Source organism: Nonomuraea maheshkhaliensis, assembly GCF_039529435.1.
GTDB classification, from domain to species: Bacteria; Actinomycetota; Actinomycetes; order Streptosporangiales; family Streptosporangiaceae; genus Nonomuraea; species Nonomuraea maheshkhaliensis.
This window is the reverse complement of record NZ_BAAAMU010000026.1, coordinates 1-26,536: the sequence shown is the minus strand read 5'-3', so window position 1 is coordinate 26,536 and position 26,536 is coordinate 1. Positions and strand designations below refer to the sequence as shown.

Genomic DNA, 26,536 nt, shown 5'->3' with positions numbered 1-26,536 from the left:
CGCACCTGTGGAGGGAGGACCTCGGCCGTAATGAGGAGCATATCTCACTAGGAGCCAGCCTCCTAGTTCAATAGGAGGATCTGGAGGCCGATGTTCTGATCACGCATACTGCAATATGATCGCTGCATGGCGGACACGACGCGCATCACGGTAACCCTGCCAAACGACCAGGTCGCCGAGCTCAGAAAGCTCACCGACAACATCTCCGGCTACGTCGCCGAGGCAGTGGCACGCCAGCTGCGGCACCAGCTTCTCGGAGCCGAGCTGATGCGCTACCAAGAGGAGCATGGCGAGTTCACCGACGAGGAACTCATCGAGGCCCACACTCGAATCTTCGGCGAGGCGGACCTTGGTGGTTCGGTGGGCGCGGCGTGATCGACCATGTCGAAACCGTCGTTCTCGATTCCCAAGGGCTTTCCGCCTGGATCGCGCAAGACCGAAAGGTCATGGCGATGTTCCATGTCTTCCACACCATGGGCGCCGATCTGGTGATCGGCGCCAACACCATCGTGGAGGTCACCCACACGCGAGTGAACATGCCTCGGCTGTGGTGGGCGCTCTCCCGCGTCAAAGTCGAACCGGTCACCGAACGTACGGCGAAGGCGTCCGCGGATCTGCTCAGGACGGCCGGTTTGCACGGTCACGAACACGCGATCGACGCGACAGTCGCCGAAATGGCGCTCCGGCAGCCCGGTCCTGTCGCCGTGCTCACCTCGGACATCGATGACATGGCTCGACTGTGCGGCCGTCACGTCAGGCTCATCGGCGTCTGAAAGGGCGACTCGCCGTCCTGCCCGACGGGACGAGCGGTCGGGCAGTGAGACATCGCGATCGTTCGAGGAGACCGGCGCGGCGAACGATGCAGGTGTGGGCTGCCTTCCACGGACGACGGGGTCGTTTCCGTAAGTGCCTGTGTACCACCTGATCGTCAGGTCGATCGGCCAGACGCGGATCAGGTCACGAGCTTGCCTCCGTAGGCGCTGCAGCATGCACACGAGCACTTAGCGCCAGGGATCGAGGGCGTGCTTGCCGCGTGTCTGGCCTGCTTCGAGTTGTTGCAGCACGGCCGGCCCTTCCGCCAGGGGATGAACCTGGGGGGTGCCGGGCGGGTACACGCCGTGGGCGATGAGTGCCTCGATCTCGACCAGCAACGACTTGTAGAGGGACGGCTGCCGCAGCGCCAGCGCACCGATGTGCAGACCCTTGATCTGGACCTGGTGGGTGAAGACCAGGTCATGCGTGGTCAGAGTGGCATCGCCGGAAGCAGCACCGAATACGACAATGCGTCCGACGAACGGTTTGGTGACCGACAGACTGGCCTCGAACGTGGCCTGTCCCACCGATTCCAGGGTCAGGTCGATCCCGCCGGTCAGGCGGGTGATCTCCTCAGCCAGATCGGGGCGCGTGCTGTCCAGAACTTCGTCGGCGCCCAGTGCCTTGACGGTGCTGTGCTTCGCTGGTGACGCCGTGGCGATCACCCGCGCACCGTAGTGGCGAGCGAGGCGAACGGCAGCCTGCCCCACACCGCCGGCCGCGGCGTGAACGAGCACCACCTCACCGGTCTTGATCTCGCCCAACGGCTTCAGTGCCGCCAAGGCGGTGGCCCAGTTCAGCACCAAGCCGAGGGCTTCGGCATCGCTCCAACCAGACGGCACAGGAAGGACGTTCGCGGCCGGCATCGTCATGTACTGCGCGAAGGCGCCCGGGCCGACTCCGACGACATGGGTACCGAGTCGCAGCGGGCTCTCGACGTCCGGGCCGACACCTACGATCTCGCCGGCGGCTTCGAAGCCCGCCACATAGGGTGCCTGCGGACCTCCTCCGTAAGTTCCATGGGTCTGCATGACGTCAGCGAAGTTGATCCCGGCGGCGCCCACGCGGATGAGGTACTCGCCGGCCCCCGGGGCGGGGCGGCGCCGATCGGCCGTGAGGGTCAGATCCTTCGGACCGCGGTGCGATCGCTGGACCAGTGCTCGTACCGTCTGCTCAGTTGTATGCTGCTGCTCGTCGATCTTCATACTTACGAACGTAGGAGTTTGACACTTGCGTCAAGGTCAAGCGGCGGTCATCGATCAGGGCGGCGGGCCTCTCGAAGGTAGGTGTCGAGTGCCGCCTGCTGATCGCTGAGAACGGCGATACGCGCAGCGAGCCGATCGCGATAACTCTGCACCTCGTACAGGAACGTCGCGGGCACCACATCAGTGGCGACGTCAGGTTCATCAGTGAGGCGGGGCAGAACCTCCCTGATCAACCGCACGGGTAGCCCAGACTCCAGCAGCGAGCGGATGGTGAGCACCCGGTCGATGGTGGACTGGCAGTAGTCACGGAATCCATTGCTGCAACGACCAGGGACGATCAAGCCCTCATCCTCATAGTGCCGCAACGATCGCGCACTCGCTCCGCTGACGCTGGAAGCTTCGCTGATTTTCATACCTGTGGGCAACGTCCTGGTGCACCGCGATCTTCCAGTACTCGTCCCTCTCTGAATCGCCCCGGAGCTTCTCCATGTCACGTCGTGAATAGGGGGAGATCGGGCGGAGCGCTCCTTTTGTGCGGGAAGATCGGTAACGGTCTGGCCTGTAGGCCGACTTGATAGAACGGGCTTATTTCGCGGTAAATCGTGACTTAGACAGGAATGGAGCAGCTCGTGGCCGATCCCTCCCCCTCCGATGCCGTCGATCGGATCGACACCACCCGCCCCAGCCAGGCCAGGGCGTGGAACTACTGGCTGGGCGGCAAGGACTACTACCCGGTCGACAAAGAGCTCGCCGACATGCTGGAGCAGACCTATCCCGGGATGCAGGAGATCGCCCTGCACACGCGGGCCTTCCTGCGGCGTACCGTGCGTCATCTGGCCGAGCGGGAGGGCATCCGGCAGTTCCTGGACATCGGGACCGGTCTGCCCACCGTGGACAACACGCACGAGGTGGCGCAGCGGGTCGATCCTTCGAGCCGGATCGTCTACGTCGACAACGACCCGGTGGTGCTGGTGCACGCCCGCGCGCTGCTGACCAGCCATCCGGACGGGGCCTGCGACTACCTGGACGCCGACGTACGCGATCCCGACGACATCCTGGGCCGGGCGGCGCGCACGCTGGACTTCGCCGAGCCGATCGCGGTGCTGATGCTCGGCGTCATGGGCACCGTACGGGACGACGACGAGGCCTGCGCGCTCATCGGCCGCTACCTGAGCGCCGTGCCGGCCGGCAGCTTCCTGGTCGTCGAGGACGGCACCAACGTGGTCAAACCGCAGGCGGCCGCGCAGGCCGAGCAGTTGCGCGATGAGGGCCAGGTCTACTCGTACGAACTGCGCACGCCGGAACGGATCGCCCGCTTCTTCGACGGCCTGGAGCTGCTCGAACCGGGCGTCGTGTCGGTGTCGCGCTGGCGCTACGAGGGCGAGGCCATCGACGGCGTGCCGGACGAGGTGGACGCCTTCGGCGGCGTGGCGCGAAAGAGCTGAGGCAGCGCAGGCAAAGGCTGAGGCAGCGCACGCAGGAGCTGACCCCGCGCCTCCGTGCCTCTCCTCAGCCGCCGACGAGCTCGCGGGCCAGCGCCGCCGTCGCCGAAGCCGGCAGCGCGGCCACGCTGAGCTTGTCCATCAGGGCGTGGTAGGGCAGCACGTCCGTGGTCTTGGTGAGGTATTGCGCCGTGGTCAGGTGTTCCATGCAGACGACGTCGGACAGCTCCTGCTGCGGGAAGCGCAGGATCGTGACGGGGCCGATGCCGCCGACGATGCCGCCGGCGGTGAACGGCAGCACCTGCACGCTCACATGGGGCTGCTCGGCCATCCGCGCCAGGTGCTCCCACTGGGCGTGCATCACGTCGTCGTCGGCCACGCGGCGGTGCAGCACGGCCTCGTCCATGACCACCCACAGCCGGTGCGCGTCCGGCTGGGCGAGCAGGCGCTGACGGCGCGTGCGCAGCGCGATCCGCCGCTCGACCTGCCTGGGGGACGGCTTCGGCGAGCTCTGGCTGATCACCGCGCGGGCGTAGTCCTCGGTCTGCAGCAGGGCGGGCACCACGTGGACCGCGTAGGTGCGGATCAGGCAGGTGTCCTGCTCCAGCCCGAGGTACGACTCGAACCAGTCGGGGATCACGTCCCGGTATTCCTGCCACCAGCGGGGCGCGTTGGCCTGCTCGACCATGGCGAGCAGGGTGCCTCGCTCGGCCTCGTCGCTGACGCCGTACAGGGTGAGCAGGTCGGCGACGTCGCGCGCCTTGAAGCCGGTGCGGCCGGCCTCCATCCGGCTGAGCTTCGACGCCGAGGCCCTGATGGCGTATCCGGCCTGCTCGCGGTCCATGCCGCAGGCTTCGCGATGCTTACGGAGCTGTACGCCGATCAGGAGGCGGACGGCCGTGGACCCCGACCACGCGGGGGCCTCACGGGTGACGTCGCTGAGATCGTCGTCAGTCGTCGGCATGCAGTCTCCTCGATCGGGCGTACCCCACCGCAGTTCATCCCTGGAACCCATCCTGCCACGCGAAAAACGTGTGTCGATCTCTTCGGCGGAAGTCGGCCTGTGACGCCGGGCCGGGCGCTGCGGGCGGACGGCCCGGCGTCAGCGCGACCGCGCGTTCGCGGCCCGCAGGAAGTGGTCACGCCGGAGGGTGGCGTGGGGGTCTTCCAGTCGATCAGGCCGCGCATCCCGTCGCCGGCGATCACCGTGTTGCCGGGCCACACGTCGCCGTGCACGAAGACGGCCGGCGTGCCGGGAGGCTCGATCGCCCGGACTCGGTCGTCGGCCAGGTCGAGCAGGGCGGTGCTCGGCATCCGTCCCGCTCGGCGGTCCTCGGCGAAATCGTCGGCCGCGATGGGACGGGGGCGGGACGGGAGGTGCGGCGTCGGGTCGAGCGCGACGGCGTGGACCCGGGCGAGCGCGGCGCCCGCCGCGAGGAGCAGTTCGGTGGAGGGCACGGCAGGCCGGGTTCTCGTCCCTGGCACGACGGTCTCCAGGCTCGCCGGCGAGGGCGGCGGCGAGCAGGCGAGGCGCCGGCAGGCCGTGCCGCTCGGCGACGGCGAGTGCGGCTACGTTCGCCGCGATCTGGTCCGATGAGATGCGGCTGCTCGGGGTTCGGAGGACCGCCGAGCGGGCCGTGCCTGAACGGAGGACCACCGAGCGGGCCCAGCCTGAACGGAGAACCGCTGAGCCGGTCGTGCCTGATCGGCGATCCTCAGCACAGGTCGTGCCGCCTGGCGTCGTCAGGGCGATCCACCACGGGCTTTCGCCGCCGTGGAGGGAGCGGACTGCGCTGATCGCCGTCCGGCTGTCCAGTTGTGTGGGTTCGTTCGTCGATATGCACACGGCACGGGCCCGCACCTCGATTCAGGCACGTCGCGGGCCCGTGCGTCGGTGTCAAAGATGTCAGCGCTGGTCGGCGATCACGATGTCGTCGAGGTGAAGGGAGTTGCCGGTGGCGCCGGCGGCGCCGGTCAGTTCCAGCGCGACGGTGGCGGTCCCCGCGGGTGCGGTGAGCGAGGCCGTGAACTCCTGCCAGCTCGTGCTCAGCCCGCCGAGCGTGATCTCTTCGCTCCCCAGCGGCTGCTGACCGGAGTCGTACCAGCGCAGCCGCAGCGTCGCCGTGGAGATCCCAGGGGTGCCCTGCTTGGCCCACACACTGACCCGCTTGGCGCCGGGGATGGTGTCGAAGCCGGGCCAGTTGCCCAGTTGCACGCCCCATCCCCCGCCCTCGGTGACGTCGATCCGCAGGCCGTAGGCGCCCCCATGGGCGGCTTCCGCGGCTCGCTGCACGGCGGTGCCGTACCAGGCGTCCCACTGGCCGATCGAGCCTTCGAGTGTCGCGGTGTCGGCGTCGAGGGCGTTGGGCACGGGCGGCGGTTCGGTCACGCCGTTGAGGGTGCTGCCGGCCTCCTGGTTGTACGGGGCCGAGCGCCAGGCGTTCCAGGAGATGGTCTCGCCCCAGCCCTTGGCGAACTTCCAGTTGCCCACGTAGGTGTTGTCGTGGAACCTGTTGCCGCCGGTGTGCATGACGCTCTGCTGAATCTCCGCGACCGTGTACGGCATCCAGGGCAGATTGTCGGCGCCCTGGGCGTAAAGGGCCTGCACGCCGCAGTACGTTCCGGCGCAGGGCACGTTCGCCTGGTCGAAGCGGAACTCGTTGCCGAACACCTTGACGTTCTGCGCATGCCAGCGGCAGTCGCTGCGGAACGGCTCGTTCGCGATGGACGTGTAGCAGGGGTGGGTCGCGTTGATCGGGTCGAGATAGTCGCCGTCGTGCGGCGTGGGAATCACCGTGGGAGTGACGAACGGCGTGCAGTAACCCGTGCTGGTGTTTCCGTTGGAATTGCAGAAACGATTGGCGTTCTCGAAGATCGTGATGCCGGAGAAGTTGTCCTCGAAATAGTTGTCGTTGATGTTCAGGTCCGAGCTGCCGCTCGTCTCGGTGGCGAGCCGGGCGTCACCGCCTGATTCCGAGATGTAGATGGCCGGGGCCGGTGAGCCCAGGTTCTCGTTGCCGGTCACCCAGGCGTTCCGCTTGAAGACGTTGCGGGTGATGGTGGCGTTGTAGCTGATCTCGTACCAGAGGCCGATGCTCTCGTTGTGCTCGATCCAGTTGCGGTCGAAGCGGAAGTCGATGTTGTTCGTGTCGGCCCAGAGGCCGACGCTCAGGTTGTCGTGCACGTAGTTCTCGGTGACGGTGGCGCCCTTGACGTCCCAGAACTTCGCGCCCCCGGTGCAGCCGCACCCCTCGATCTCGCTCTCCCAGTCGTGCTGGTTGTTGCCGGCGATCTCGTTGTGGTGCACGACGAGGTTCTTGAGCGCGGAATCGCCTTCGACCGGGTCCTTGTACATGCTGATGCCGTACTGGCCGTTGTCTTTCAGGCAACTGTCTCGGATCGTGTTGGCGCTGCCGAGGAACACCGCCGCGCCGTCGTTGTGGTGGGCGTAGAGGTGCTCCATCACCCAGCCGGTGCCCGAGTCGTGGTTGACGACGCCTTCGTTGTGGTTCCTGGTTTCGCCGCCGAAGTTGCGGATTTCCAGGTACGCGATGCGCACGTCGGAGGCGACGCCGCCGAAGGCGTACTTGTTGAGTCTTCTGCCGTCGAGGACGGCGCCCGGAGCCCCGATGAAGACGCTGCCATCGCCGGGCTTTATCTGGCTGTATTCGCCGTCGCCCAGCGTGTGCGTGCCGGGCGCGAACCAGTAGGTCTTGCCGGCCTGACCGAAGTCGACGCCGAGATTGTCGCCCGCAGGGACCACGATGGCGCCTGACGGTGCGCTGGACGGGCCGTCCTGCCAGGTGGCGTTGTCACAGACTTTCATGGAGGCGGGTAATTCGGTGTACCAGCCGCCGGACGCGCGCTCCGCCTGAGCGGCGGGGGTGGCACTGGCCGGGGTGGCCCACAGGCCGGCGGCCACCATGAGTAACGCGCTCACGACAACAGGGTGTCGCATGAATTCTCCCGTTCTGCCGCTGACGTTCCTGCCAGCGAAGAGCTGACGATGTTGCCAGCGAAGATTAGCGCCAAGATCGCCTACGGGCCGGCGATCAGCGTCAAGTCACGCGGTCAAGAACCGTGACGACCCCATTGGCCTCGGGAAACAGGATTGACCACGATCAAACGGCGCGGGTGCCCGCCGTGGTCAATCCATCGCCGCGCCCGCTCTGATCGCCCCGCGGATGCGGAAGTACGTACCGCAGCGGCAGATGTTCCGCAACCTGTCGAGATCGGCGTCGGTGATCTCGCGGCCCTCCTGGGCGACGCGGCGGACCAGCGCCACGGCGGCCATGATCTGGCCGTGCTGCGCGACATTCTCGGGATCAACGGCCCGAAGTACGGCTGCGGCATCAACGTCTGCAAGGCGTGCACCAGCCACCTCAACGGCAAGGCGATCAACCCCTGTGCGATCCCCGTGCGGGAGCTGCGGCCGACGGACGAGGTGACGACCATCGAAGGACCCGCGGCCACGGCCGCCGCGGGCCTGCATCCCGTGCAGCGGGCCTGGCTCGACCTCGCCGACGGGGGCCGCACTCCCGCCACCGTGCGCCAGTTCGTGGCCGGCCAGCTCCGCCACGAGCAACGGGCGGGCCACGTCTCCGCCGGCCTCGACACCGACCTCGTGGCCGAGATGATGGTCCGGATCTCCGCCTCGTTCCCGGCCACGCCCAGCTCGCCGCCGTCGCCCGGCAGTTCCTGGTGCCCATGCTGCACCCCGCGACCGTGCCGACGCGCCCTAGCCGGAGGCCGACTCGATCGGGACGGTGAGCCGGCGTCTGACGGGGGTGGGTTCCCTGCGTTCGCCGAGCAGGTCCATGAGCTGGTCCATGGCGACCTCGCCGAGCCGTTCGCCGTCCACGTCGATCGAGGGCACGTCGTGCAGGCCGAGGCTCTCGACGACCATGCGTTCCGAGCTGACCACCACGTCGCGGATGCCCCGGTTGAGCAGGGCGAACATGAGGCCGAGGCCGATCGAGGTGGCGTAGGGGACGACGGCGGTGGCGCGGGCGGCCACCACGGCGCCGGCGGCCTCCACGCCGGCGGCGAACGTCGAGGGGCAGGGGCCGAGCATGGTCAGCGTCGCGCCGCTCGGCTCGGCCGCGGCGCGGATGGCGGCCTGGCGCTGGCGGTCCTGCCAGGAGCCCGCCGGGCCGCCGATGTAGACGATGCGCTCGTGGCCCTTGCCGGTGAACCAGGTGACGAGCGCGCCGAAGGCGGTGGCGGTGTCGGCGACGGCCGAGGTCATGCCGTCGATCTCGCGGTCGATGAGCACGCTCGGCTTGTACGACGCGGCGGCGCGGACGATCTCGTCCGACCCCCGGGGCGCGGTGAACAGGAAGCCGTCGACCTGGTGCGCGAGGTGTTCGACCGCGGCGAGCTGGGCCGGGTGCTCCAGGGAGTGCACCGCGATGGTCAGCTGCACGCCCGAGTCGGCCGCGCGGGCCTGGGCGCCGCCGATGATCGGGTTGAAGAAGGTGTTGTCGAGCGTCGGCACCACGACGGCGACCACCCCGGTCTTGCCCCGGGCCAGCTGGGTGGCGGCCCGGTTGGGGACGAATCCGAGCTGCTCGGCGGCGGCGCGGACGCGGGCCACCGTCTCGGGGGCGGCCAGGTCGGGCCGGCCCAGGGCGCGGGAGGCCGTCGCCTTGGAAACCCCGGCCAGCGCGGCGACGTCCGCGAGTGTGGGCACTGATGCTCCCTTGAGTCGTTACCTGGATTTCACACAGGGGTTTGTGCGCGAGGCCCCCCATAATCTATGGTCAGGCTCCTGGAACCGGTTCCGCAACCGGTTCCGCCCTACCGTACGCCATGCCAGAAAGGACGCCGACATCTCACGCTCATCGGCCCTTCTCCTGGTGCCCGGTCTCGTCCTGCTCGTCGTGGGCTTCCTCATCCCCTCGGCCGCGATGCTCTTCGCGCCGCCGGACGTGCCGACCGGCGAGATCTTCACGCGCCTGGGCGAGATGCTCACGGATCCGTACGACCTGGAGGTGATCGGGCGCACGGTCGGGCTCGCCCTGGCGGTCACGGTCATCTGCGTCGTCCTCGGCTTTCCCATCGCCTACTGGCTGGCCCGTTCGCCGTCGCGCTGGAGCGGCGTCCTGCTGGCAGTGGCGATCTTCCCACTGATGCTGAGCAACGTGGTGCGCACGTTCGGCTGGCTCGTGATCCTCGGCTCGAAGGGGGCGCTCGGGCGGCTGCTCGTGCAGCTCGGCGTCGTGGACGTGGCGCCGCAGCTCCTCTACACCAAGCCGGCGATCATCCTCGGCCTCACCCAGCTGTTCCTGCCGCTGGCGATCATCTCCTGCTACTCGGCCGTGGCCCAGGTCGATCCGGGCCTGGACGACGCCTCGCGCGGGCTCGGCGGGAGCCGGATGCGGACGATGTGGAGCATCGTCATCCCGCTCACCATGCCGGGCATCGTGGTGGCCGCGACCCTCGTCTTCGCCGGCTCCGTCACCGCCTACACCACGCCGTACCTGCTCGGCGGGTCGAGCCAGCGCATGCTGTCCACGCAGCTGTACTCGTATGCGACCACGACCGTGGACTGGGCGTCGGCCTCGGCGACGGCGCTCATCATGACGGTCCTGGTCTTCCTGGTCTCCGGGCTGTCCTCGCTGATCGGGCGGAAGGGGGCCACCTCGTGAAGCGGCCGATCACGGCGGCGCTGGCGGTCGTCGGTTACGTCATCATGATCGTGCCGATCGTGTTCGTGGTCGCCACCGCCTTCACCTCCGGCAGCACGCTGCGGTTCCCGCCCGACGGGTTCTCGCTGCGCTGGTTCGGCGAGGCGTTCGCCTACGAGCCGTTCGTCGAGGCCACGATCTCCAGCGTGCAGCTGGCCGTGCTCGCCGCCGCGCTCGCGCTGCTGATCGGCGTGCCCGCCACGCTGGCCATCCACCGGGGCAGGATCCCGGGCAAGGGGCTGGTGGAGGGGCTGTTCCTGTCACCGCTCATCGTCCCCGAGCTGGTCGTCGGCCTCGCGCTGTTCCAGCAGCTCATGGTCGGCCTGGACCTGGACAACTTCACCGCCCTGCTGGTCGGGCACACGGCGCTGATGCTGCCGTACGCGGTACGCGTCACCGGCGCCTCGCTCGCGCTGGCCGATCCCGCGCTGGAGGAGGCCGCCAGGGGGCTCGGCGCCTCGCCGCTGCGCGCGTTCCTCAACGTGACGCTGCCCGTCCTGCGGCCGGGGATCTTCTCCGCCGGGCTGCTCAGCGTGGTCACGTCGTTCAACAACGTGCCGCTGTCGCTGCTGCTGCAGGGACGCGACTTCCGGACGCTGCCGGTGACGATGCTCGACTACGTGCAGCAGTCCTACGACCCGATGGTCGCCGCCGCGTCCACCCTCATCCTGGCCGCGACCGTGGTCATCGCCGTGATCGCCGAGCGCACGGTCGGATTCGCCAAGATCTTCGGAGGGATCAGCAAATGACCGCCGCCGCCGAGTTGATCGGGGTCACGCAGAGGTTCGGCTCCTTCACCGCCGTGGACGCCGTCGATCTCGCCGTCCCGCCGGGCAAGCTGACGACGCTGCTGGGGCCGAGCGGCTGCGGCAAGACCACCACGCTCAGGATGATCGCGGGCTACTCGGCGCCGACGTCGGGGACGATCCGCATCGACGGGATCGACAGCACCCGCACGCCGCCGGAGAAGCGCGATCTCGGGATGGTCTTCCAGTCGTACGCGCTGTTCCCGCACATGACGGTGGCCGACAACGTCGGGTACGGGCTGAGGCTGCGCAAGGTGCCGGCCGCGGAGCGGCGGGCGCGGGTCATGGAGACGCTCGAACTCGTCGGGCTCGCGCACCTGGCCGGCCGCAAGCCGAAGAAGCTGTCCGGCGGGCAGCAGCAGCGGGTGGCGCTGGCCAGGGCCATCGCGATCCGGCCCCGGCTGCTGCTGCTCGACGAGCCGCTGTCCAACCTCGACGCCCGCCTGCGGGTCCAGATGCGGACCGAGATCAGGCGCATCCAGGCCGAGACTGAACTGACCGTCATCCTCGTCACCCATGACCAGGACGAGGCGCTGGAGATGTCCGACGAGATGGTCATCATGAACGAGGGCAGGATCGTCCAGCAGGGCGCCCCTCAGCAGGTCTTCCCGCGCCCGGCCGACCGCTTCGTGGCCGAGTTCCTCGGTTACGAGAACTTCCTCACCGCGGCGGACGGCACTCCGCTGACCATCCGGCCCGAGCACCTGCGCATCGCCGAGCGGGGGCCCGGCCTCGCCGCGACGGTGGCCGACGTGGCCTTCCGCGGCGTCGACCTGCTGGTGTCGCTCGACGTCGTCGATCCGTCGGGGGCGACGGTCAGGCTGCTCGCCGACGTGCGCGGCGGCGCTGCTCCCGCCCCCGGGTCGAGCGTCACGGTGATCACGCCGGACGACCATCTGATCCCGCTCCCTCGCTGAACCCCGCCGAACCTCGCTGAACCCCGCCGAAAGAAGGAATCCCATGCCCACGCGCCGCGCCGTACTGGCCGCCGCCCTGATGGTGCTCGCCGCGGCCGGATGCTCCGGCTCGAACTCCGGCGAGCAGCAGGCGGAGGCGAACACCGTCGTCGTCAGCACCTTCCCCTTCGGGGTGAAGGAGTTCGAGCAGGCGGTCATCACCCCGTTCACCAAGCAGACCGGGATCAAGGTCGAGCTGGACACCGGGTCCAACGCCGACCGGCTGTCGAAGCTGAAGCTGGCCAAGGGCGAGCCGGAAGCGGACGTGGTGCTGATCTCCGACTACTTCGCCGCGCTCGGGCAGAAGGACGGCCTGTTCCAGAAGGTCGACGTGCCCAACATCAAGGAGCTGGCGCCGTTCGCGACCGAGGGCGGCTACGAGGGGCCGGCCTACACCCACCAGCTCAACGGGATCATCTACAACACCGAGCAGCTCGACCAGAAGCAGGCCGCCGGCTGGAACCTGTTCGCGGACGCCGCGCACAAGGGCAAGGTGGCGCTGCCCGACATCTCGGTGACCGCCGGGCAGCTGATGATCTCCGGGGTCGGAGAGGCGTACGGCAAGGGCCCGTACGACATCGACACCTCGCTGCGCACGCTGGCCGGCTGGGCCCCGAACGTGCTGCAGTTCTACACCTCCTCCACCGAGGTCACGAACCTGCTCACCCAGGGCGAGATCGTCGCCGCCGACGCGCTGAGCGGCTTCGCCACCAAGCTCGTCTCCTCCGGCGAGCCGATCGCCTGGACGGCGCCCGCCAAGGGCCGCTACATGGCCACGAACCGGGCGATGATCCCCAAGGGCGCGCGCAACCCCGAGGGCGCGGCGAAGCTGATCGACTACATGCTGTCGGCCGAGGCGCAGAGCGCGATGGCGAAGACCGTCGGCGACCTGCCCACGAACCCGAAGGCGGAGATCCCGCCCGAGATCGCCAAGGTGACCGGCGAGGCGGCCAAGGACCCGGTGGCCGCCGGGTTCAAGACCCTCGACCCCGCGCAGCTCGTCGACACCCGCGCCACATGGGTGGACCGCTTCACCCGGGAGGTGGCCGGCAAGTGAGGCTCGACCTGATGCCCAAGGTCGATCTGCACTGTCACCTCATCGGCACCGTGCGCGCCTCGACCTTCGCCGAGCTGGCCAGGCGGGAGCGGCTCGACCTGCCCGCCCCGCCGGAGCGGATCTACGCGGACGTGAACTCGCTGCCGCCGGACCCGGCGCTCTACCTGGACACCAGGATCCCGGTGCCGCAGGGCAGGAGCGCGGACGAGCCGGAGGTGTCGTACTCGCTGTTCCAGGTGTCGGCGTGGGTGCTGCAGGTGCTGCGCGACGCCGACGACCTGACCAGGATCACGTACGAGGCGTTCGAGGACGCGCACAGGACGAGTGCGACCCGGCACCTGGAGGTGTCGTTCGACGCGCTGACCGAGCATCAGGAGAAGCTCGGCTACGCGACGGTGGTCGAGGCGTACGCCGAGGGCATCAGGATGGCCGAGCGCGACTTCGGCATGTCGGGCCGGCTCATCGCGGCCGTCGACCGGAGCAGGACGGGCGAGGAGGCGCTCTCCTGGGTGCGCACGGTCGTGGACCATCCGCACGACTACGTGGCCGGCATCGGGCTGGACAACCTGGAGACGGCCGGTCCTCCCGAGCGGTTCGAGGCCGCCTTCCGGCTGGCCGGGGCGGCCGGGCTGCGCCGTACCGCGCACTCCTCCGAGCACGCGCCGGTCGCCGTCAACACGATCACCTGCCTGGACGTGCTCGGCTGCGACCGGATCGACCACGGCTACTTCGTCCTGGAGGACGACGAGGTCGTGGCCAGGCTGAGGGATGAGCAGGTGCCGTTCACCGTCATCTCGACCACCTCGCGGCGCTCGTGGCGGCCGTGGCGGCGGGCGTCGATCGCGGCGATGCTCGCGGCCGGGCTGAACGTCATCCCGGCCTCCGACGATCCCGGGATGTTCCCGACGTCGCTGGCGCAGGAGTACCGGATCCTGGCCGACGAGCTGGCCGTGCCCGAGGATCGGTTGCGGGCGATGGCGCTGGCCGGGGTGGAGGCGTGCTGGCTGCCCGAGCCGGAGAAGGCCGCGCTGCGCGAGCGCTTCGAACGCGAGCTGGCCGCCTCGGAGTGACCCGCCCCCGCGCCGGCCGACGTGGGGGCGGCCGGCGCGGGGGCCTCCGGTGCTTTCTCTCAGATCAGGTGATCGCGTCGTGGGGCAGGACGGCGTGCACGCCCCACGTCTCGTTCGCCACCTGAGTGACGCGCAGGTCCACGACCGTGCTGGCCAGGGCCGTGGCGGTGCCCCTGTCCAGGTCGTACAGGTGCTGCATCCAGGTGAGCATCGCGGCGAGCGCCTCCACCGTCGCCGCGTTGAGGTCGGCGTCGAACCCGAACGTGACGCGCCCGCCGGGCGTGACCGCGTGCGGGCCGGGCACGGGAGGGGCGGTGACGACGTCGAGTGTCACCTCCGTCGTCATCGGGCACTCGATCGCGGTGCCGCACACCTCGCCGTCGCCCTGCGCGGCGTGCCCGTCGCCGAGGTGCAGCAGCGCGCCGGGCACGGTGACCGGCAGGAACAACGTCGCCCCCGCGGTCAGCTCGCGGCAGTCGATGTTGCCGCCGCCGGCCGCGCGCGGCGGGATCGTGGAGTGCGGGCCTGGCTCGGCGGGCGGCAGGCCGATGACCCCGAGGAACGGCGCGGTCCGTACGGTGTGGCCGCGGTCGCTGGTGGCGGTCCCGGCGTCGGCGTCGATCTCCCACAGCAGCCAGGACGGCTCCCCGGTGAGCCCGAGCGCCCGGTTCAGCGCGTTGTCCTTGGCGCCCGCGATGGTCCAGCCCCACTCCCCTGGCGTGACCGAGCCGATGCGGACGGCCAGCACGTCGCCCGGCGCGGCGCCGCGCACCTCGACAGGACCGGTGAGGCAGTGGCCGCGCCGGTCCGTGAACATGGTCGGCCGCCGCTCCCCCGGCGTGCGCTGGCGTTCGAGGTGGCCCGAGGCGTCGAGCGAGCCGACGACGACGGTGTCACCCGGGTCCACGCTGAGCGCGGGCGGCGTGTCGCGGTCGAACACGTCGATCGTGGTTCCCGACCCGGGATGCAGTTCGTGAATGGTCAAGCCGGCTCCTCGTTCTCGTGGGGGCCGACGACGATCTCCGGCGACGCGGCCCGCGACACACAGGCCATCATGGTCCCAAGCCGCTCTTCCGCGCTGGACACCGCGTCACGGTGATCCACCTCGCCGTCGAGGACCGTGAGCCGGCACGTCCCGCAGCTGCCCGCCTCGCAAGACGATTCGACGCGGACGCCGTCACGGCGCAGCGCGGCCAGCAGCGACAGGTGCGCGGGCACGTGCACCCGGCGCCCGTCGGGAACCCAGACCGCGGTGAACGGCAGGGACATCCCGGCGCCGGCGGCCGTGAACTCCTCCATGTGGATCCGGCTCGCCCGCCAGTGCGCGGTCAGCGTCCGCACCGCCCGCATGAGCGGAGCGGGCCCGCAGCAGTAGACGCGCACGTCGTCGTCCGGTACGGCGAGGTGGGGCCAGAGGTCGAGCGGCCTGTGGCCGTCGCTGTGGTGCACGGTGTCCTCGGGGCCGCGGAACTCGTGCAGGAACGGGGTCTCCGCCGCCGACCGCGTCAGGTACAGCAGCCGTACGCCGGTGCGGCCACCGACCCGCAGCCGGCGCAGCATCGCCCTGATCGGCGTGATGCCGATGCCGCCGGCGATGAACAGGTAGCGGGGCGAGGGTTCGAGGGGGAACCCGTTGGCCGGCGGGGACACCACGAGCTCGGTCCGCACCGCCACGTCGCGGTGCATGCTCGCGGAACCGCCCCGGCCGGCGTCGTCGCGGCGCACGCACACGACGTACTCCCTGGGCCGGGGGCCGCCCGGTTCGACCAGGCTGTAGCCGCGTCGGTGCCCGGCCGGAGTGGTCACCACGACGTGCGCGCCCGGCTCGTACGCCGGCAGCACGCCTCCGTCCGGGTCCCGCAGGACGAACCGGCGCACGGTCGGCGTGAGGTCGGTCGCCTCGCAGACCCGCAGGCGCAGCTCAGAGGACGAGCGCACTGTCCCGCTCCACGCGTCCGGCGGTGCGGACCTCCAGGTGCACGCCCATGAGCTGGTGCCCGTACGTCCTGTCGATCATGGTGACCACCGGCAGGTCGCGGCGGCCGGTGTCCGGATCGACCTCGGTCGCGGCGCAGCGCCTGGTCCGGTGCACGGCTCGGACGCGCACGCCGCCGAGATCGAACTCCCGGCCGATCAGCTCCAGCTCGGACCAGGCCGGCAGGCCGTCCCCGAGGACGTTGGCCCGGAACCTGCGCGGATCGCTCACGCTGCCCGTACGTGACTCCAGGTCGCGCACCGAGCCCAGGTTGACCAGCGAGATCCAGCCCATCGGCCCGTCCCCGGCCGCGGCCGCGTCGGTGAAGCGCCGGCCCGGCTCCCGCGCGAGCAGCGGCGTCACCCCGGCAGGCAGGTCGAGGACGCGGGCGAAGAAGCGCTCCGCGCCGTCGCGCCCCCGCTCGGTGCGCAGGTCGGCCCTGAGCACCTCGTGGCCGGCGACGCGGGCGGTGAGGACGTCCGTCGCGGTGTCGAGGTGCGTGCCGAGCCCGGCCAGGCGGTGGTCCGAGACCAGGGCGAAGAACTCCCGCTTCGACAGCCCTTCCCGGGTGCCCGGCCGGTACGCGCCGTCCGGCCGGGCGAGCGCGTACGTGCGGTCGTACGGAAACCCTTCGCCCGGCCGCAGCTCGGCGCGCTCCAGCGGCTGCGCGCTGAGCCCCTTCACCGGGTAGACGAACAGCTCGCGCACCCGGCCCCGGCTCCTCATTCGGTGGTCGTCTCCGGCGCGACGGCACCGCCGCGCCGGCGCAGATGACGGAGGGCCTCGATGACGCCGGTGACCAGGAACGCGAGCGCGAGCCCGACGGCGATGGCGAGCAGCGTGTTGTCCTGGAGGATGACGCCGCCGAGATAGCCGGTGAGCACGGTGTAGGCGCTCCAGGTGGCGGTGGCGAACCCGACGAAGGCCATGTACGCGCCCAGCGGATAACCGACGATTCCCGTGGACAAGGTGGCCAGATAGCGCCCGACCGGGATGAACCGGGTGGTCACCAGGACGAAGCCGCCACGGGCGTCGAGCTGCCGGGTGAACCAGTCGTGCGCCCGCCGCCGCTTGGTGCCGGGCGGCAGCCGTTTGAGCACGCGCGGCCCGAGCAGCCGGCCGACGACGTACGGCACCATGTCGCCGAGGAACGCGCCGAGCGTCGTGGCGGCGATGACGAGCAGGAGGTCGGTCTCGCCGGTGGCGGCGTAGACGCCGGCGACGACCACGACGGCCTCGCTCGGGATCAGCGGGAGGAAGGAGTCGAGGCAGGACACGGCGATGAGCACCGCGTACAGCCAGGGTGAGGTGATGAGCGATTCGGCGAGCTCCAGCCAGTCGATCACGGGTGCCGCCTGTCGTCGTCGGGGGTGCGGATGGATCGTCACGGGGAGTCCCTCCGGAAGCTGGGGTGCGTCGCACCGGCGGATCGTGCCGGTGCGTCAGGGTGAGGTGAGGCCGGGGAGCTGGTCGTCGCGCCATTCGGCGCTCGCCCCTGCGCCGTCGGCCAGCTCCCGCTCCCGGTTCCTGAGCTCGACGCGCCGGATCTTGCCGGAGATGGTCTTGGGCAGGTCGTAGAACTCGATCCGCCGGACCCGCTGGTACGGGGCGAGGTGCTCACGGGCGTACCGCAGGATCGACAGCGCCGTCTCCCGCGTCGGCTCGTGACCGGGCGCCAGCGCGACGTACGCCTTCGGCACGGCCGGCCGGACCGGGTCCGGCGCGGGCACGACAGCGGCCTCGGCGACCGCCGGATGCTCGATCAGCACCGATTCGAGCTCGAACGGGCTGACCTTGTAGTCGCTCGCCTTGAACACGTCGTCGGTGCGGCCCATGTAGGTGATGTAGCCGTCGGCGTCGCGGGCGCCGCCGAGTTCCAGGTCGACGCGCCCGTGCCGCAGGTCGTCGGTGTCGGCGGAGTGCTCGCCCAGGCCCGGAGCCGTACGGCGAGGGCCCGCTCCTGGATCCTGGCGACCAGCGCGGGCACGAGCGTGGCGGCGAGCGCGTCGTGGCACCGGATCGTGAACGTGCGTTCCAGCGTGGCCAGATCCAGGCGGCGGGCCGGCGCGAGCACGTCGTGCGCCTGCCCGACCAGCCGGTGCACGTCTTCCCTGATCGCCAGCGCGTACGGGGTGGGGGTCATCGTGTGGCCGGTACGGACGAGAATGTCGTCGCCGGTGACCTTGCGCAGCCGGCCGAGGGTACGGCTGAGCGCGGGCGACGACAATCCCAGCCGCTCGGCCGCCCCCATCACGCTGCCCTCTTCGAGCAGGGCGTCGAGCACGGTGAGCAGGTTCAGGTCCACGGGCGTGCCGGTGATTCTCCTCCTGTGGCGGGGCAGGGCTCAGCCCAGGAGGTCGACCGTGAGGCCGAGGTCGCGCCGTTCGGCCTCGCGGTAGGCCAGCCGGCTGAGGGCGAGGTCCTGCCAGGGCAGGCCCACCGGACCGTACACCGTGACCTGGCCGGGGTCGGTGCGGCCCGGGTGGTCGTCGCGCAGGATCTCGCCGAGGGTGGCGTGCGCCGCCTCCGGCGGCAGGTCCGCCGCGGCGAGGACGCCCATGGCGGCGGCGAGCGGCCGATCATCTACGGCGAGTACGTCGGCGGCCCGCAGAACGGAGGGCGCCAGCTCCTGCTTGCCCGGTTCGTCCACGCCGAGTGTGGTCAGGTGCCGGCCGGGGCGGATGTCGGAGGGGGTCAGCAGCGGCGTACGGGACCAGGTGGCGAGCACCACGATGGAGGCGTGGGCGGCGACCTCGGCCGCCGAGCCCGCGAGCCGGCCGCCGTGCCGGTCGCGGAAGGCGGCGGCCCGCTCCGGGGACATGTCGTGGATGATCAGATCGCTGACGGGACGCAGCAGCCGCAGTCCGGTCACCACCAGGTCCGCCTGGGCCCCCGCACCGACCACACCCACGACATCGCTCCGCCGGGCGGCCAGGGCGTCGGTGCCGAGGGCTGCGGCCAGGCCCGTGCGCCACGCTGTGATGGTCGCGCTGTCGAGCAGCGCCAGGAGCTCGCCGTCCCGGCCGTCGTGCAGGCAGATGACGCCACGCAGCGCCGGGCGGGCCGCCGGGAACTTGGCGTTGACCTTCACCGTGTACGCGTCGGTCCCGGGCAGCAGCCCGGGGATCAGCGCGGTGGCCGTACCGGGGAACGGCAGCTCCGCCCGGATCCTCTGCCCGGGAAACCCCGCGGCACCGTCTTGGACGAAACCGTCGCGCAGGGCCGCGAGACAGGCGTCAGGATCGAGCAGGGTGAGCAGGTCGCCACGGGTGAGGATTCTGGTCATGGCGGCCATGATGACAGGCGCGGTCCATGAGGGAATCACCGCCGTCGCAGGTCAGGCGCGCAGTTTGACCACGTAACGGTAGCGGTCGCCGCGGGCCGCCGAGCGGGTGTACTCCACCGGCCGCCCCGCCCGGTCGTACGTCCACCGCCTGATGACGATGAGCGGACTGCCGACCGGGACGCCGAGCACGCCCGCCTCCCGCTCGTCGGCGGCCTCGGCGTGGATGCTCTCGGTGGCCTCGGCGACCCGGGTGTCGAGGTCCTCGGCGAGGGAGGCGTACAGCGACTGGCGCTCCGCCAGCACCTCGGGGTCGATGCGGGAGCCGATCCGGTCGGGCAGCCAGGAGTCGAGCAGCGCGAACGGGGAGCCGGACCCCGTGCGCACCCTGCGGACCAGCCACACGGCCTCGGAGGGGAGGAACCCGAGGATCTCCAGCGGCGGGGCGGGGTCACGGCGGATCTCGACCCCGGTGATGCCCGGCTCAAGCCCCAGGTCACGCAGCAGCGTGGTGAAGCTGCGCAGGCTGCCGAGCGAGTGGCTGATGCCGATCTCCACGTTGACGTAGCTGCCGGAGCCGCGGCGCCGGGTGATGAGGTTGGCCGCGGCCAGGCGGTCGAGCGCCACTCTGACGGTGTTCCTGCTGACGCCGTACTCGTCGGTGAGCGCCTCCTCCGACGGCAGCCGCTCGCCTGGTTTGTACCGGCCGTCCAGGATCTGCGTGCGCAGAGAATCGGCGACGATCTCGTGCGCGTGGCGCTTGGTCATCCGGGCATCTCCCTCGCTCACACAAAGCCGGCGCAGACCGAAGTATCAGTAACAGTCGACCAACACAACTTATACCAACAGAAATCAGATTAGTACCTACAACTCTTGACATTGTTAGGTACTGATTTCTAGCCTGGGGCCCACAGGCGGCACGGGGCGCGCCTTCGTGACCAGTCAGTCGTCTCGTGAGGATGCGATATGCGAAAGATCAGAGCCGGGATCGTGGCCACCCTGTCGGCGTTCGCGCTGGCGGCCTGCTCGACGGTGGGCGGTTCGGCCAGTCCGAGCGCCGCGCCGGACGGCGGCGGTGGCAGTGGTGATGGAGGCAAGAAGGTCGCCTTCGTCTCCCAGGTGGAGGGAGTCCCCTACTTCTCCGCCTTCAAGCAGGGCGCCACGGAGACGGCGAGCTCGCTCGGCATGTCGTACACCCAGGCCGGCCCGGCCACGGCGGACGCGACCGAGCAGGTCCGCATCTTCAACAGCCTGGTCCAGCAGGGCTACGCCGCCATCGCGGTCTCCCCGCTCGACCCGCGCTCCATGAACCCCGCCATCGCGGCGGCGCGCAAGAAGGGCATCGTGGTCATCACCTCCGACGCCGACGCGCCCGACAGCGAGCGCCAGGTCTTCGTGCAGCAGGCCACCGACGCCGCGCTCGGCGCGACCGTCATGGACCAGATCGCCGAGAAGATGGGCGGCCAGGGCAAGTACGGCATCGTCTCCGGCGCGGCCGACACGCAGACGTTCAACAGCTGGGTGGCCGAGGCGCGCAAGCGGCAGGAGGCGGCGTACCCGAAGATGCAGCTCGTGGGCGGGGTGCGCTACACCACCGACACCGCGCAGGCGCTCAAGGAGGCACAGGACCTCATGACCGCCAACCCCGACCTCAAGGGGCTCATCGCGGTGCCCTCGACGGCCGTGCCCGGCGTGGCGCAGGCCGTCCAGAACGCCGGCAAGGCCGGGCAGATCGCCGTCTCCGGTTTCGGCTCGCCGAAGACCGCGCGCACGTACGTCGACTCGGGCGCGATGACCTCCACGGTCCTGTGGGACGTGCCGCAGCTCGGCATCCTGACCGTCTGGGCGATGAAGCAGCTCCTTGACGGCAAGGAGTTCACCGCGGACAACACCGTGCCGGGGCTCAAGCAGCCGGTGAAGTACGACGCCGGCGACAAGACCCTGGTGCTGGGCCCCCCGATGGTCTTCACCAAGTCGAACATCGCGCAGTTCGACTACTAGGAGCGACGTGCGCACGATCCTCTCGGTGACCGGGCTCTCCAAGAGCTTCGGAGCCACCGCCGCGCTCACCGACGTCGGCTTCACGCTGGCGGCCGGTGAGCGGCTGGCCCTGCTCGGCGAGAACGGCGCCGGCAAGTCCACCCTGATCAAGCTGATCGCCGGCGTGCACCGGCCGGACGCCGGCGAGATGACGCTCGACGGCGAGCCGCACCGGCCCGCTTCGCCCGGCGACGCGCTGGCCGCCGGGGTCAGCGTCGTCTACCAGGAGCCGTCGTTCTTCCCGCGCCTGTCGGTGCTGGAGAACCTCTTCGTCGGCCGCGAGCCGCGCGACCGCCTGACCCAGGTCGACTGGGGCGAGATGCGCAGGCGCGGCGTGGAGCTGTTCGGGCGGCTCGGCCTGCCCGTGGAGCTGCTGAGCCGGCGGATGGACTCGCTCAGCCTGGCCGAGCAGCAGCTCGCCCTGATCACCAGGGCCGTGGACGTGGACGCCAAGGTGCTGATCCTGGACGAGCCCACCTCGATCCTGACCGACGCCGAGGCCCGCCGGCTCTTCCGCGTGGTCCAGCGCCTGTCGGAGGCGGGCGTGGCCATCCTCTACATCACCCACCGCTTCGAGGAGCTGGAGCACGTCGCGGACCGGTTCCTCGTGCTGAAGGACGGCCGCCTGGCCGGCGACCTGCCCGCCGGGGCGGCCGACCACGACCGGATCCTGGAGATGATGTCCGGCCGCCCGGTCAACGCCACGATCAGCCGGACGGTCGCCGACCCGGGACCCGTGGTGCTGGAGGCCGACGGGATCACGGTGCCGGGCTCGCTGTCCGGCGTCGGGCTGACCGTGCGCGAGAGCGAGGTCGTCGGCTTGTACGGCCTGGTCGGCGCCGGGCGTACGGAGCTGGCCCTGACCGTCTTCGGCATGCTGCACCCCACCGCCGGGTCGATGCGGGTGCGGGGCGAGCCGTACGCGCCGAAGAGCCCGCGCGACGCCATGGCGCGCGGGATCGCCTACCTGCCCGAGGACAGGAAGACGCTGGGGCTCTTCCCCGGAATGGACACGATGAGCAACCTGACGGCCGTCCTGCTGCCCGCCCTGCTGGGGCGCTTCGGCGTCATCCGGCGGGCCAAGGAGCGCGAGCTCGCCTCCACGTGGGTGCGCTCGCTGCGGATCAAGGCCCCGACGCTCGACTTCCCCGTCACCGGCCTGTCCGGCGGGCACCAGCAGAAGGTGCTCTTCGCCCGGCAGCTCGTCACCGGCCCGGCGATCCTCATCCTGGACGAGCCGACCCGCGGCATCGACGTGGCCACCAAGACCGACATCCAGCAGCGGCTGGTGGAGGTCGCCCGCGAGGGCACGGCGGTGCTGGTCATCTCCAGCGACCTGCCGGAGCTGCTGGCCGTGTCCGACCGCGTCTACGTCATGCGCGAGGGCCGGATGGCCGCCGAGCTGCACGGCGACGAGCTGACCGAGGACGCCGTGCTGCGCGCCACGATGGGGGTGAGCCGGTGAGCACCACCGCCCTGTCCCCCGCGACGGCGCCGTCGGCGCGCGGGCTGACCCTGCTGCGCGACGCCCTGCTGCCGATCCTCCTCGTGGCCGAGGTGATCTTCTTCGGCCTGGCCGCCCCCGACTTCCTGTCCGCCTCCAACCTCGCCAACGTGGTGATCAACTCGGCCGACCTGGCCCTGCTGGCGGCCGGGATGACGCTGGTCGTGCTGCTGGCCGGGATCGACGTGTCGGTCGGCCCGATGCTGGGCGTGGTCGCCTGGGTCGGCGCCTCGCTGTTCGTGGCCGGCCTGCCGCCGCTGCTCGTGGTGCTCGCCTCGGTGCTGCTCGGCGGGCTGCTCGGCGCGGTCAACGCCGGGCTGATCGTCGGCGGGCGGATCTCCCCCATCATCGCCACGCTGGGCACCGCCGCCGTCTTCAAGACCGTGCTGTTCGTCCTGTGGAACAGCACCGACGTGTTCGCCGGGCCCGTCGTGCCGGTGCTCGGGCCCGCGCGGGCGGGCGGCGTGCCCCTGGTCGGCGTGGTCGTCCTGGTGGTGTTCGGGATCTTCGCGTACGTCCTGCGTCATCGCGTGTTCGGCCGGCGGTTGTTCGCCATCGGCAACGACGCCGAGGGCGCGCGGCTGCTGGGCGTGCCCGTCGGCCGTACCTCGTTCGCGGCGTACGTGCTGGTGGGAGCCCTCGTCGGCATCGCGGCCCTGATCTACGTGGGCCGGGTCGGCGTGGTGCAGGCCACCGCCGGGCAGGAGCTGACCCTGCCCGCCATCGCCGCCGTGGTCGTCGGCGGCACCAGCATCCTGGGCGGCGAGGGCGGCGTGCTGCGCACCCTCGGCGGCCTGGTCTTCATCGCGCTGCTGCAGAACGGGGTCGTCCTCATGGGCGTGCCCCCGCTGTGGAACGGGGTGCTGGTCGGCCTGGCCGTCGCCCTCGCGGTGGCCTTCGACGTCCTGACCAGACGCACCCTCGACAAGCGGATCGGAGCGCGGAAATGACAACGACAGCCGTGGCCAGGCGCTCGCTGCGCGACCGGCTGAGCGACCGCCGGACGTTCCTCGCGGTGCTCGTCGTCGCGCTCGGCGCCCTGATGAGCGTGCTGTCGCCGTACTTCCTCCAGGTGAGCAACCTCCTGGCGATGACGCAGTACGGCGCGGTCATCGGGCTGCTGGCCCTCGGCCAGGCGTTCGTCATCCTGGGCGGCAGGGGCGGCATCGACCTGTCCGTGGGGTCGGTGCTGAGCCTGTCGGGCATCGTCATGGGCCTGCTCGCGCAGGACCTCGGGCTCAGCCCGTGGCTGGCCGCGCTCGTCACCGTCGCCGGCGGCGGCCTGCTCGGCTCGGTGAACGGCTTCATGATCGCCCGGCTCGGCCTGCCGCCGCTCATCGTCACGCTGAGCACGCTCTTCCTGTACGGGGCCCTCGCGCAGGTGCTGACCGGCGGCGGCCAGCTCGGCGGGTTCGACGGGGGCGGCTTCCCCGCGCTGGGGCAGAGCGCGATCCTCGGCGTCCCCACCCAGGTGCTCCTGGTCCTGGCGCCGATGTACGCCGTGGCCATCTGGGCGCAGAACCGCACGGCGTTCGGCCGCCGCCTGCACCAGGCCGGCACCAGCGACCGGGCCGCGGGGCTGGCCGGGATCGACGTGCAGCGGCTGCGGTTCCGGCTCTACGTGCTGTCGGGCGCACTGGCCGCGCTCGGCGCCGTGGTGACCAACGCGTGGCTGCTCACCGCCAGGCCCAGCGCGGGCACCGGGATGGAGCTGCAGGCGATCACCATCGCGGTGCTCGGCGGCATCGACATCTTCGGCGGGCGGGGGCATCTCAGCGGGGTCCTGCTGGCGCTCGCCGTCGTGGTCGTCCTGTCGTGGGGGCTGCAGCTGGCGCAGGTCGGCAACTCGGTGCAGACCGGCATCCTCGGTCTGGTCCTCGTCGGCGCGGCCCTGCTGAACAACCTGATCGGCAGGAAGGCCGCCGGATGACACCCCACAACGACCGGCCCTCGGACGACCGGCCCTCGGACGACCGGGCCGTGGATGACCGGCCCGTGGACGTCCTGGCCGTCGGTGACGCCAGTGTCGACTACTTCGTGCACGTGCCGCACATCGCGGTGGCCGACGACAAGGCGATCGGCCGGCTGGCCGGCGTGCACGGCGGCGGCATGAGCGCCAACCTGGCCGCCGCCGCGAGCTTCGCCGGGGCCCGCGCGGCGCTGGCCACGGCGGTGGGCGCGGACGACCTCGGCCGCCAGGCCCTCGACCGGCTCGCGGCCCAGGGCGTGGACGTCTCCCCCAGCGTCCGCGTACCCGGCGGGCACACCTGGTTCTGCGTGATCCAGCTCGACCCCACCGGCGAGAAGTCCCTCGTCGGCGCGGTGACCGAGGTGAAGATCCCGGAGGTCGGCCAGATCTCCGACGAGCTGCTGCGCACGGCGCGGCTGGTCGCGCCGCTGGCCGACGACCTCGACTGGGCCATCGGCCTGGCCGGGCGGGCCAGGGCGGGCGGCGCGAAGGTGGCCGTGGACCTGGAGCCCGACGCGGTCGCCGGCCGGCTCGACCAGGTGCGGGAGCTGGCCCGGCTCAGCGACCTCGTCTTCTGCAACCAGCGCGCCGCCGACGAGCTGGCCGACGGCGACCCCGAGCGCTGCGCCGCGCTGCTGCTCGCGGCCGGCGCCGGCGCCGTCGTGGTGACCAGGGGACGTGACGGCGCCCTCTGCTTCGCCCCCGGGCAGAGCTGGTCGGCGCGCGGCCCGCGGGTCGAGGTCGTGGACACCACCGGCGCGGGCGACACGCTGGCCGGGGCGTTCACCGGGTCCTGGATCCGCGGCCGGTCCCTCGCCGACAGCCTGCGCGCCGGGGTCGCCGGCCCGTCGCTCTGCGTCGGCCATCTCGGCTCACGCGCCTATCTCGATGCCGGGACCGGCATCGACTCCCTCGTGCGGAACGTCACCCTCGACGCCGCTCCTCCACTGCAAGGATTCTGATGATCACTCTTCTGGACCGCATCCACGGCAGCCTGGCCGCCGCCTGCATCGCCGACGCCCTCGGTGCCCCCACCGAGGAACGCTCCATCCCGGAGATCCGGCGGCTGTTCGGGCACCGGGTGGAGAGCTTCCACGCGCCGCTGCCCGACGCGCCGTACGCGGTCGGGCGCGGGCCGGCCCAGATCACCGACGACTCCAGCCAGATGCTGCTGCTGGCCGAGGCGTTCATCGCGCACGACGGGGAGGTCACGCCCGAGGTCATGGCCGACCTGCTCATCGGCTGGTCCGGCAACCCCGACTATTTCCCCCACTTCGCCGGTCCCACCACGCGCCGGGCGATCGAGCGGCTCAAGGCCGGCGAGAACCCCTGGGAGGTCGGCCGGTCGGGCCGCATCATGAGCGAGGGCGCCAGCAACGGCGGCGCCATGCGGGTCGCCCCCGCCGGTCTGGTGCACCCCGGCGACATCGAGGGCGCCGTGCGTGCCGCGCACCTGACGTGCGTGCCCAGCCACCACACGAACATCGGTGTCGCCGGGGCCGCGGCCACCGCCGCCGCCACCGCCGCGGCGTGCGTGGACGGCGCCGACCTGTTCCAGGTCGTCCGGGCCGCCCGGCACGGCGCGGAGCTCGGCGAGCGGCTGGGCTCCGAGCAGGGCCGGCACGTCCCGGGGCCGTCGGTGTCCGAGCGGATCGACCTCGCGGTCACGCTGGCCGTGCAGTCGCGCGACCTGGACGACGCCATCGAACGGATCGCCGCCGTCATCG

29 protein-coding genes and 1 pseudogene are annotated in these 26,536 nt (G+C 70.9%); 15 read left to right on the top strand and 15 right to left on the bottom strand.

The genetic code is table 11. The annotated features are described in order from the left end of the window. Window positions 1-126 precede the first annotated feature (126 nt). Window positions 127-375, top strand: coding sequence for a type II toxin-antitoxin system CcdA family antitoxin (locus tag ABFX54_RS19545; RefSeq protein ID WP_346106704.1), 249 nt, complete (start codon window positions 127-129; stop codon window positions 373-375). Then, window positions 372-773: a DNA-binding protein gene (locus ABFX54_RS19540; protein WP_346106702.1), complete on the top strand. Its 402-nt coding sequence runs from the start codon at window positions 372-374 to the stop codon at window positions 771-773. The genes ABFX54_RS19545 and ABFX54_RS19540 overlap by 4 nt, the downstream gene beginning before the upstream one ends. 228 nt (window positions 774-1,001) lie before the next feature. Here ABFX54_RS19540 and ABFX54_RS19535 read toward each other — a convergent pair whose 3' ends face one another. Then, window positions 1,002-2,018 (bottom strand): NADPH:quinone oxidoreductase family protein, encoded by a 1,017-nt coding sequence (locus tag ABFX54_RS19535; RefSeq protein WP_346106700.1) that lies wholly within the window; start codon window positions 2,016-2,018, stop codon window positions 1,002-1,004. A gap of 47 nt (window positions 2,019-2,065) precedes the next feature. Continuing rightward, window positions 2,066-2,431 (bottom strand): MerR family transcriptional regulator, encoded by a 366-nt coding sequence (locus ABFX54_RS19530; RefSeq protein ID WP_346106698.1) that lies wholly within the window; start codon window positions 2,429-2,431, stop codon window positions 2,066-2,068. A 216-nt stretch (window positions 2,432-2,647) separates the two neighbouring features. Here ABFX54_RS19530 and ABFX54_RS19525 point away from each other — a divergent pair, with 216 nt between their 5' ends. Continuing rightward, entirely contained in the window at window positions 2,648-3,463 is an 816-nt protein-coding gene (locus ABFX54_RS19525; protein ID WP_346106696.1) for an SAM-dependent methyltransferase, read from the top strand. A gap of 64 nt (window positions 3,464-3,527) precedes the next feature. Here ABFX54_RS19525 and ABFX54_RS19520 read toward each other — a convergent pair whose 3' ends face one another. Continuing rightward, complete coding sequence (locus tag ABFX54_RS19520) at window positions 3,528-4,424, bottom strand: helix-turn-helix domain-containing protein (protein ID WP_346106695.1); 897 nt, start codon at window positions 4,422-4,424, stop codon at window positions 3,528-3,530. After that, entirely contained in the window at window positions 4,343-4,918 is a 576-nt protein-coding gene (locus ABFX54_RS56960; protein ID WP_428834539.1) for a phosphotransferase family protein, read from the bottom strand. Before ABFX54_RS56960 ends, ABFX54_RS19520 begins: the two co-directional genes overlap by 82 nt. Between ABFX54_RS56960 and ABFX54_RS19515 the strand changes: the two genes are divergently transcribed. Further along, window positions 4,908-5,057: a hypothetical protein gene (locus tag ABFX54_RS19515; RefSeq protein ID WP_346106693.1), complete on the top strand. Its 150-nt coding sequence runs from the start codon at window positions 4,908-4,910 to the stop codon at window positions 5,055-5,057. The two genes, ABFX54_RS56960 and ABFX54_RS19515, sit on opposite strands and share 11 nt — an antisense overlap. A 309-nt stretch (window positions 5,058-5,366) precedes the next feature. On the opposite strand, the gene ABFX54_RS19510 is transcribed toward ABFX54_RS19515, so the two are convergent. From ABFX54_RS19510 to ABFX54_RS19500, 3 genes are all read right to left on the bottom strand, one after another. Continuing rightward, complete coding sequence (locus ABFX54_RS19510; protein ID WP_346106691.1) at window positions 5,367-7,400, bottom strand: right-handed parallel beta-helix repeat-containing protein; 2,034 nt, start codon at window positions 7,398-7,400, stop codon at window positions 5,367-5,369. 207 nt (window positions 7,401-7,607) lie between these two features. After that, window positions 7,608-8,039, bottom strand: coding sequence for a (2Fe-2S)-binding protein (locus tag ABFX54_RS19505; protein WP_346106689.1), 432 nt, complete (start codon window positions 8,037-8,039; stop codon window positions 7,608-7,610). Between the two features lie 159 nt (window positions 8,040-8,198). Continuing rightward, complete coding sequence (locus tag ABFX54_RS19500) at window positions 8,199-9,152, bottom strand: LacI family DNA-binding transcriptional regulator (protein WP_346106687.1); 954 nt, start codon at window positions 9,150-9,152, stop codon at window positions 8,199-8,201. A gap of 166 nt (window positions 9,153-9,318) precedes the next feature. Here ABFX54_RS19500 and ABFX54_RS19495 point away from each other — a divergent pair, with 166 nt between their 5' ends. The 5 genes from ABFX54_RS19495 to ABFX54_RS19475 are packed head-to-tail and all read left to right on the top strand — an operon-like array spanning window position 9,319 to window position 14,038. Further along, window positions 9,319-10,110, top strand: a complete 792-nt coding sequence (locus tag ABFX54_RS19495; protein WP_346106685.1) for an ABC transporter permease — start codon at window positions 9,319-9,321, stop codon at window positions 10,108-10,110. Further along, window positions 10,107-10,898 carry an ABC transporter permease gene (locus tag ABFX54_RS19490; RefSeq protein ID WP_346106683.1) on the top strand — a complete coding sequence of 264 codons (792 nt, stop codon included), beginning with the start codon at window positions 10,107-10,109 and terminating at the stop codon, window positions 10,896-10,898. Before ABFX54_RS19495 ends, ABFX54_RS19490 begins: the two co-directional genes overlap by 4 nt. Beyond that, entirely contained in the window at window positions 10,895-11,872 is a 978-nt protein-coding gene (locus ABFX54_RS19485) for an ABC transporter ATP-binding protein (RefSeq protein WP_346106682.1), read from the top strand. Before ABFX54_RS19490 ends, ABFX54_RS19485 begins: the two co-directional genes overlap by 4 nt. Before the next feature lie 43 nt (window positions 11,873-11,915). Continuing rightward, window positions 11,916-12,968, top strand: a complete 1,053-nt coding sequence (locus ABFX54_RS19480) for an ABC transporter substrate-binding protein (RefSeq protein WP_346106680.1) — start codon at window positions 11,916-11,918, stop codon at window positions 12,966-12,968. Beyond that, window positions 12,965-14,038 (top strand): adenosine deaminase family protein, encoded by a 1,074-nt coding sequence (locus ABFX54_RS19475; protein ID WP_346106679.1) that lies wholly within the window; start codon window positions 12,965-12,967, stop codon window positions 14,036-14,038. The genes ABFX54_RS19480 and ABFX54_RS19475 overlap by 4 nt, the downstream gene beginning before the upstream one ends. A 64-nt stretch (window positions 14,039-14,102) precedes the next feature. Here the strand turns inward: ABFX54_RS19475 and ABFX54_RS19470 are convergent, their stop codons facing one another. From ABFX54_RS19470 to ABFX54_RS19435, 8 genes and pseudogenes are all read right to left on the bottom strand, one after another. Further along, window positions 14,103-15,023, bottom strand: coding sequence for an acetamidase/formamidase family protein (locus tag ABFX54_RS19470; RefSeq protein WP_346106678.1), 921 nt, complete (start codon window positions 15,021-15,023; stop codon window positions 14,103-14,105). Next, entirely contained in the window at window positions 15,020-15,976 is a 957-nt protein-coding gene (locus ABFX54_RS19465; RefSeq protein WP_346106676.1) for a PDR/VanB family oxidoreductase, read from the bottom strand. Before ABFX54_RS19465 ends, ABFX54_RS19470 begins: the two co-directional genes overlap by 4 nt. Further along, window positions 15,960-16,721 carry an MOSC domain-containing protein gene (locus ABFX54_RS19460; RefSeq protein ID WP_346106674.1) on the bottom strand — a complete coding sequence of 254 codons (762 nt, stop codon included), beginning with the start codon at window positions 16,719-16,721 and terminating at the stop codon, window positions 15,960-15,962. Before ABFX54_RS19460 ends, ABFX54_RS19465 begins: the two co-directional genes overlap by 17 nt. Window positions 16,722-16,735: 14 nt before the next feature. After that, window positions 16,736-17,359, bottom strand: coding sequence for a DedA family protein (locus tag ABFX54_RS19455; protein WP_346106673.1), 624 nt, complete (start codon window positions 17,357-17,359; stop codon window positions 16,736-16,738). Between the two features lie 96 nt (window positions 17,360-17,455). Further along, window positions 17,456-17,875: pseudogene (locus ABFX54_RS19450) on the bottom strand (AMP-binding enzyme); the annotation flags it as partial. Then, window positions 17,776-18,318 carry a LysR family transcriptional regulator gene (locus tag ABFX54_RS19445; RefSeq protein WP_346106671.1) on the bottom strand — a complete coding sequence of 181 codons (543 nt, stop codon included), beginning with the start codon at window positions 18,316-18,318 and terminating at the stop codon, window positions 17,776-17,778. The pseudogene ABFX54_RS19450 and the gene ABFX54_RS19445, both read right to left, overlap by 100 nt. Before the next feature lie 39 nt (window positions 18,319-18,357). Next, window positions 18,358-19,299, bottom strand: coding sequence for an ornithine cyclodeaminase family protein (locus ABFX54_RS19440; protein ID WP_346106669.1), 942 nt, complete (start codon window positions 19,297-19,299; stop codon window positions 18,358-18,360). A 51-nt stretch (window positions 19,300-19,350) separates the two neighbouring features. Next, window positions 19,351-20,064 carry a GntR family transcriptional regulator gene (locus ABFX54_RS19435; protein WP_346106667.1) on the bottom strand — a complete coding sequence of 238 codons (714 nt, stop codon included), beginning with the start codon at window positions 20,062-20,064 and terminating at the stop codon, window positions 19,351-19,353. 198 nt (window positions 20,065-20,262) lie between these two features. On the opposite strand from ABFX54_RS19435, the gene ABFX54_RS19430 reads away from it, so the two are divergent. From ABFX54_RS19430 to ABFX54_RS19405, 6 genes are all read left to right on the top strand, one after another. Continuing rightward, the gene (locus ABFX54_RS19430) at window positions 20,263-21,297 is read left to right on the top strand and encodes an autoinducer 2 ABC transporter substrate-binding protein (protein WP_346106665.1); all 1,035 of its coding nucleotides are present in this window, start codon (window positions 20,263-20,265) and stop codon (window positions 21,295-21,297) included. Window positions 21,298-21,304: 7 nt separating this feature from the next. Continuing rightward, the gene (locus ABFX54_RS19425) at window positions 21,305-22,801 is read left to right on the top strand and encodes a sugar ABC transporter ATP-binding protein (RefSeq protein ID WP_346106663.1); all 1,497 of its coding nucleotides are present in this window, start codon (window positions 21,305-21,307) and stop codon (window positions 22,799-22,801) included. Beyond that, on the top strand, window positions 22,798-23,790 hold the full coding sequence (locus ABFX54_RS19420) for an ABC transporter permease (protein WP_346106661.1): 993 nt from the start codon (window positions 22,798-22,800) through the stop codon (window positions 23,788-23,790). Before ABFX54_RS19425 ends, ABFX54_RS19420 begins: the two co-directional genes overlap by 4 nt. After that, the gene (locus ABFX54_RS19415) at window positions 23,787-24,770 is read left to right on the top strand and encodes an ABC transporter permease (protein WP_346106659.1); all 984 of its coding nucleotides are present in this window, start codon (window positions 23,787-23,789) and stop codon (window positions 24,768-24,770) included. Before ABFX54_RS19420 ends, ABFX54_RS19415 begins: the two co-directional genes overlap by 4 nt. Further along, the gene (locus ABFX54_RS19410) at window positions 24,767-25,771 is read left to right on the top strand and encodes a carbohydrate kinase family protein (RefSeq protein WP_346106657.1); all 1,005 of its coding nucleotides are present in this window, start codon (window positions 24,767-24,769) and stop codon (window positions 25,769-25,771) included. Before ABFX54_RS19415 ends, ABFX54_RS19410 begins: the two co-directional genes overlap by 4 nt. Next, on the top strand, window positions 25,771-26,536 hold a 766-nt coding region (locus ABFX54_RS19405; RefSeq protein ID WP_346106655.1), incomplete at its 3' end, for an ADP-ribosylglycohydrolase family protein. The genes ABFX54_RS19410 and ABFX54_RS19405, both read left to right, overlap by 1 nt.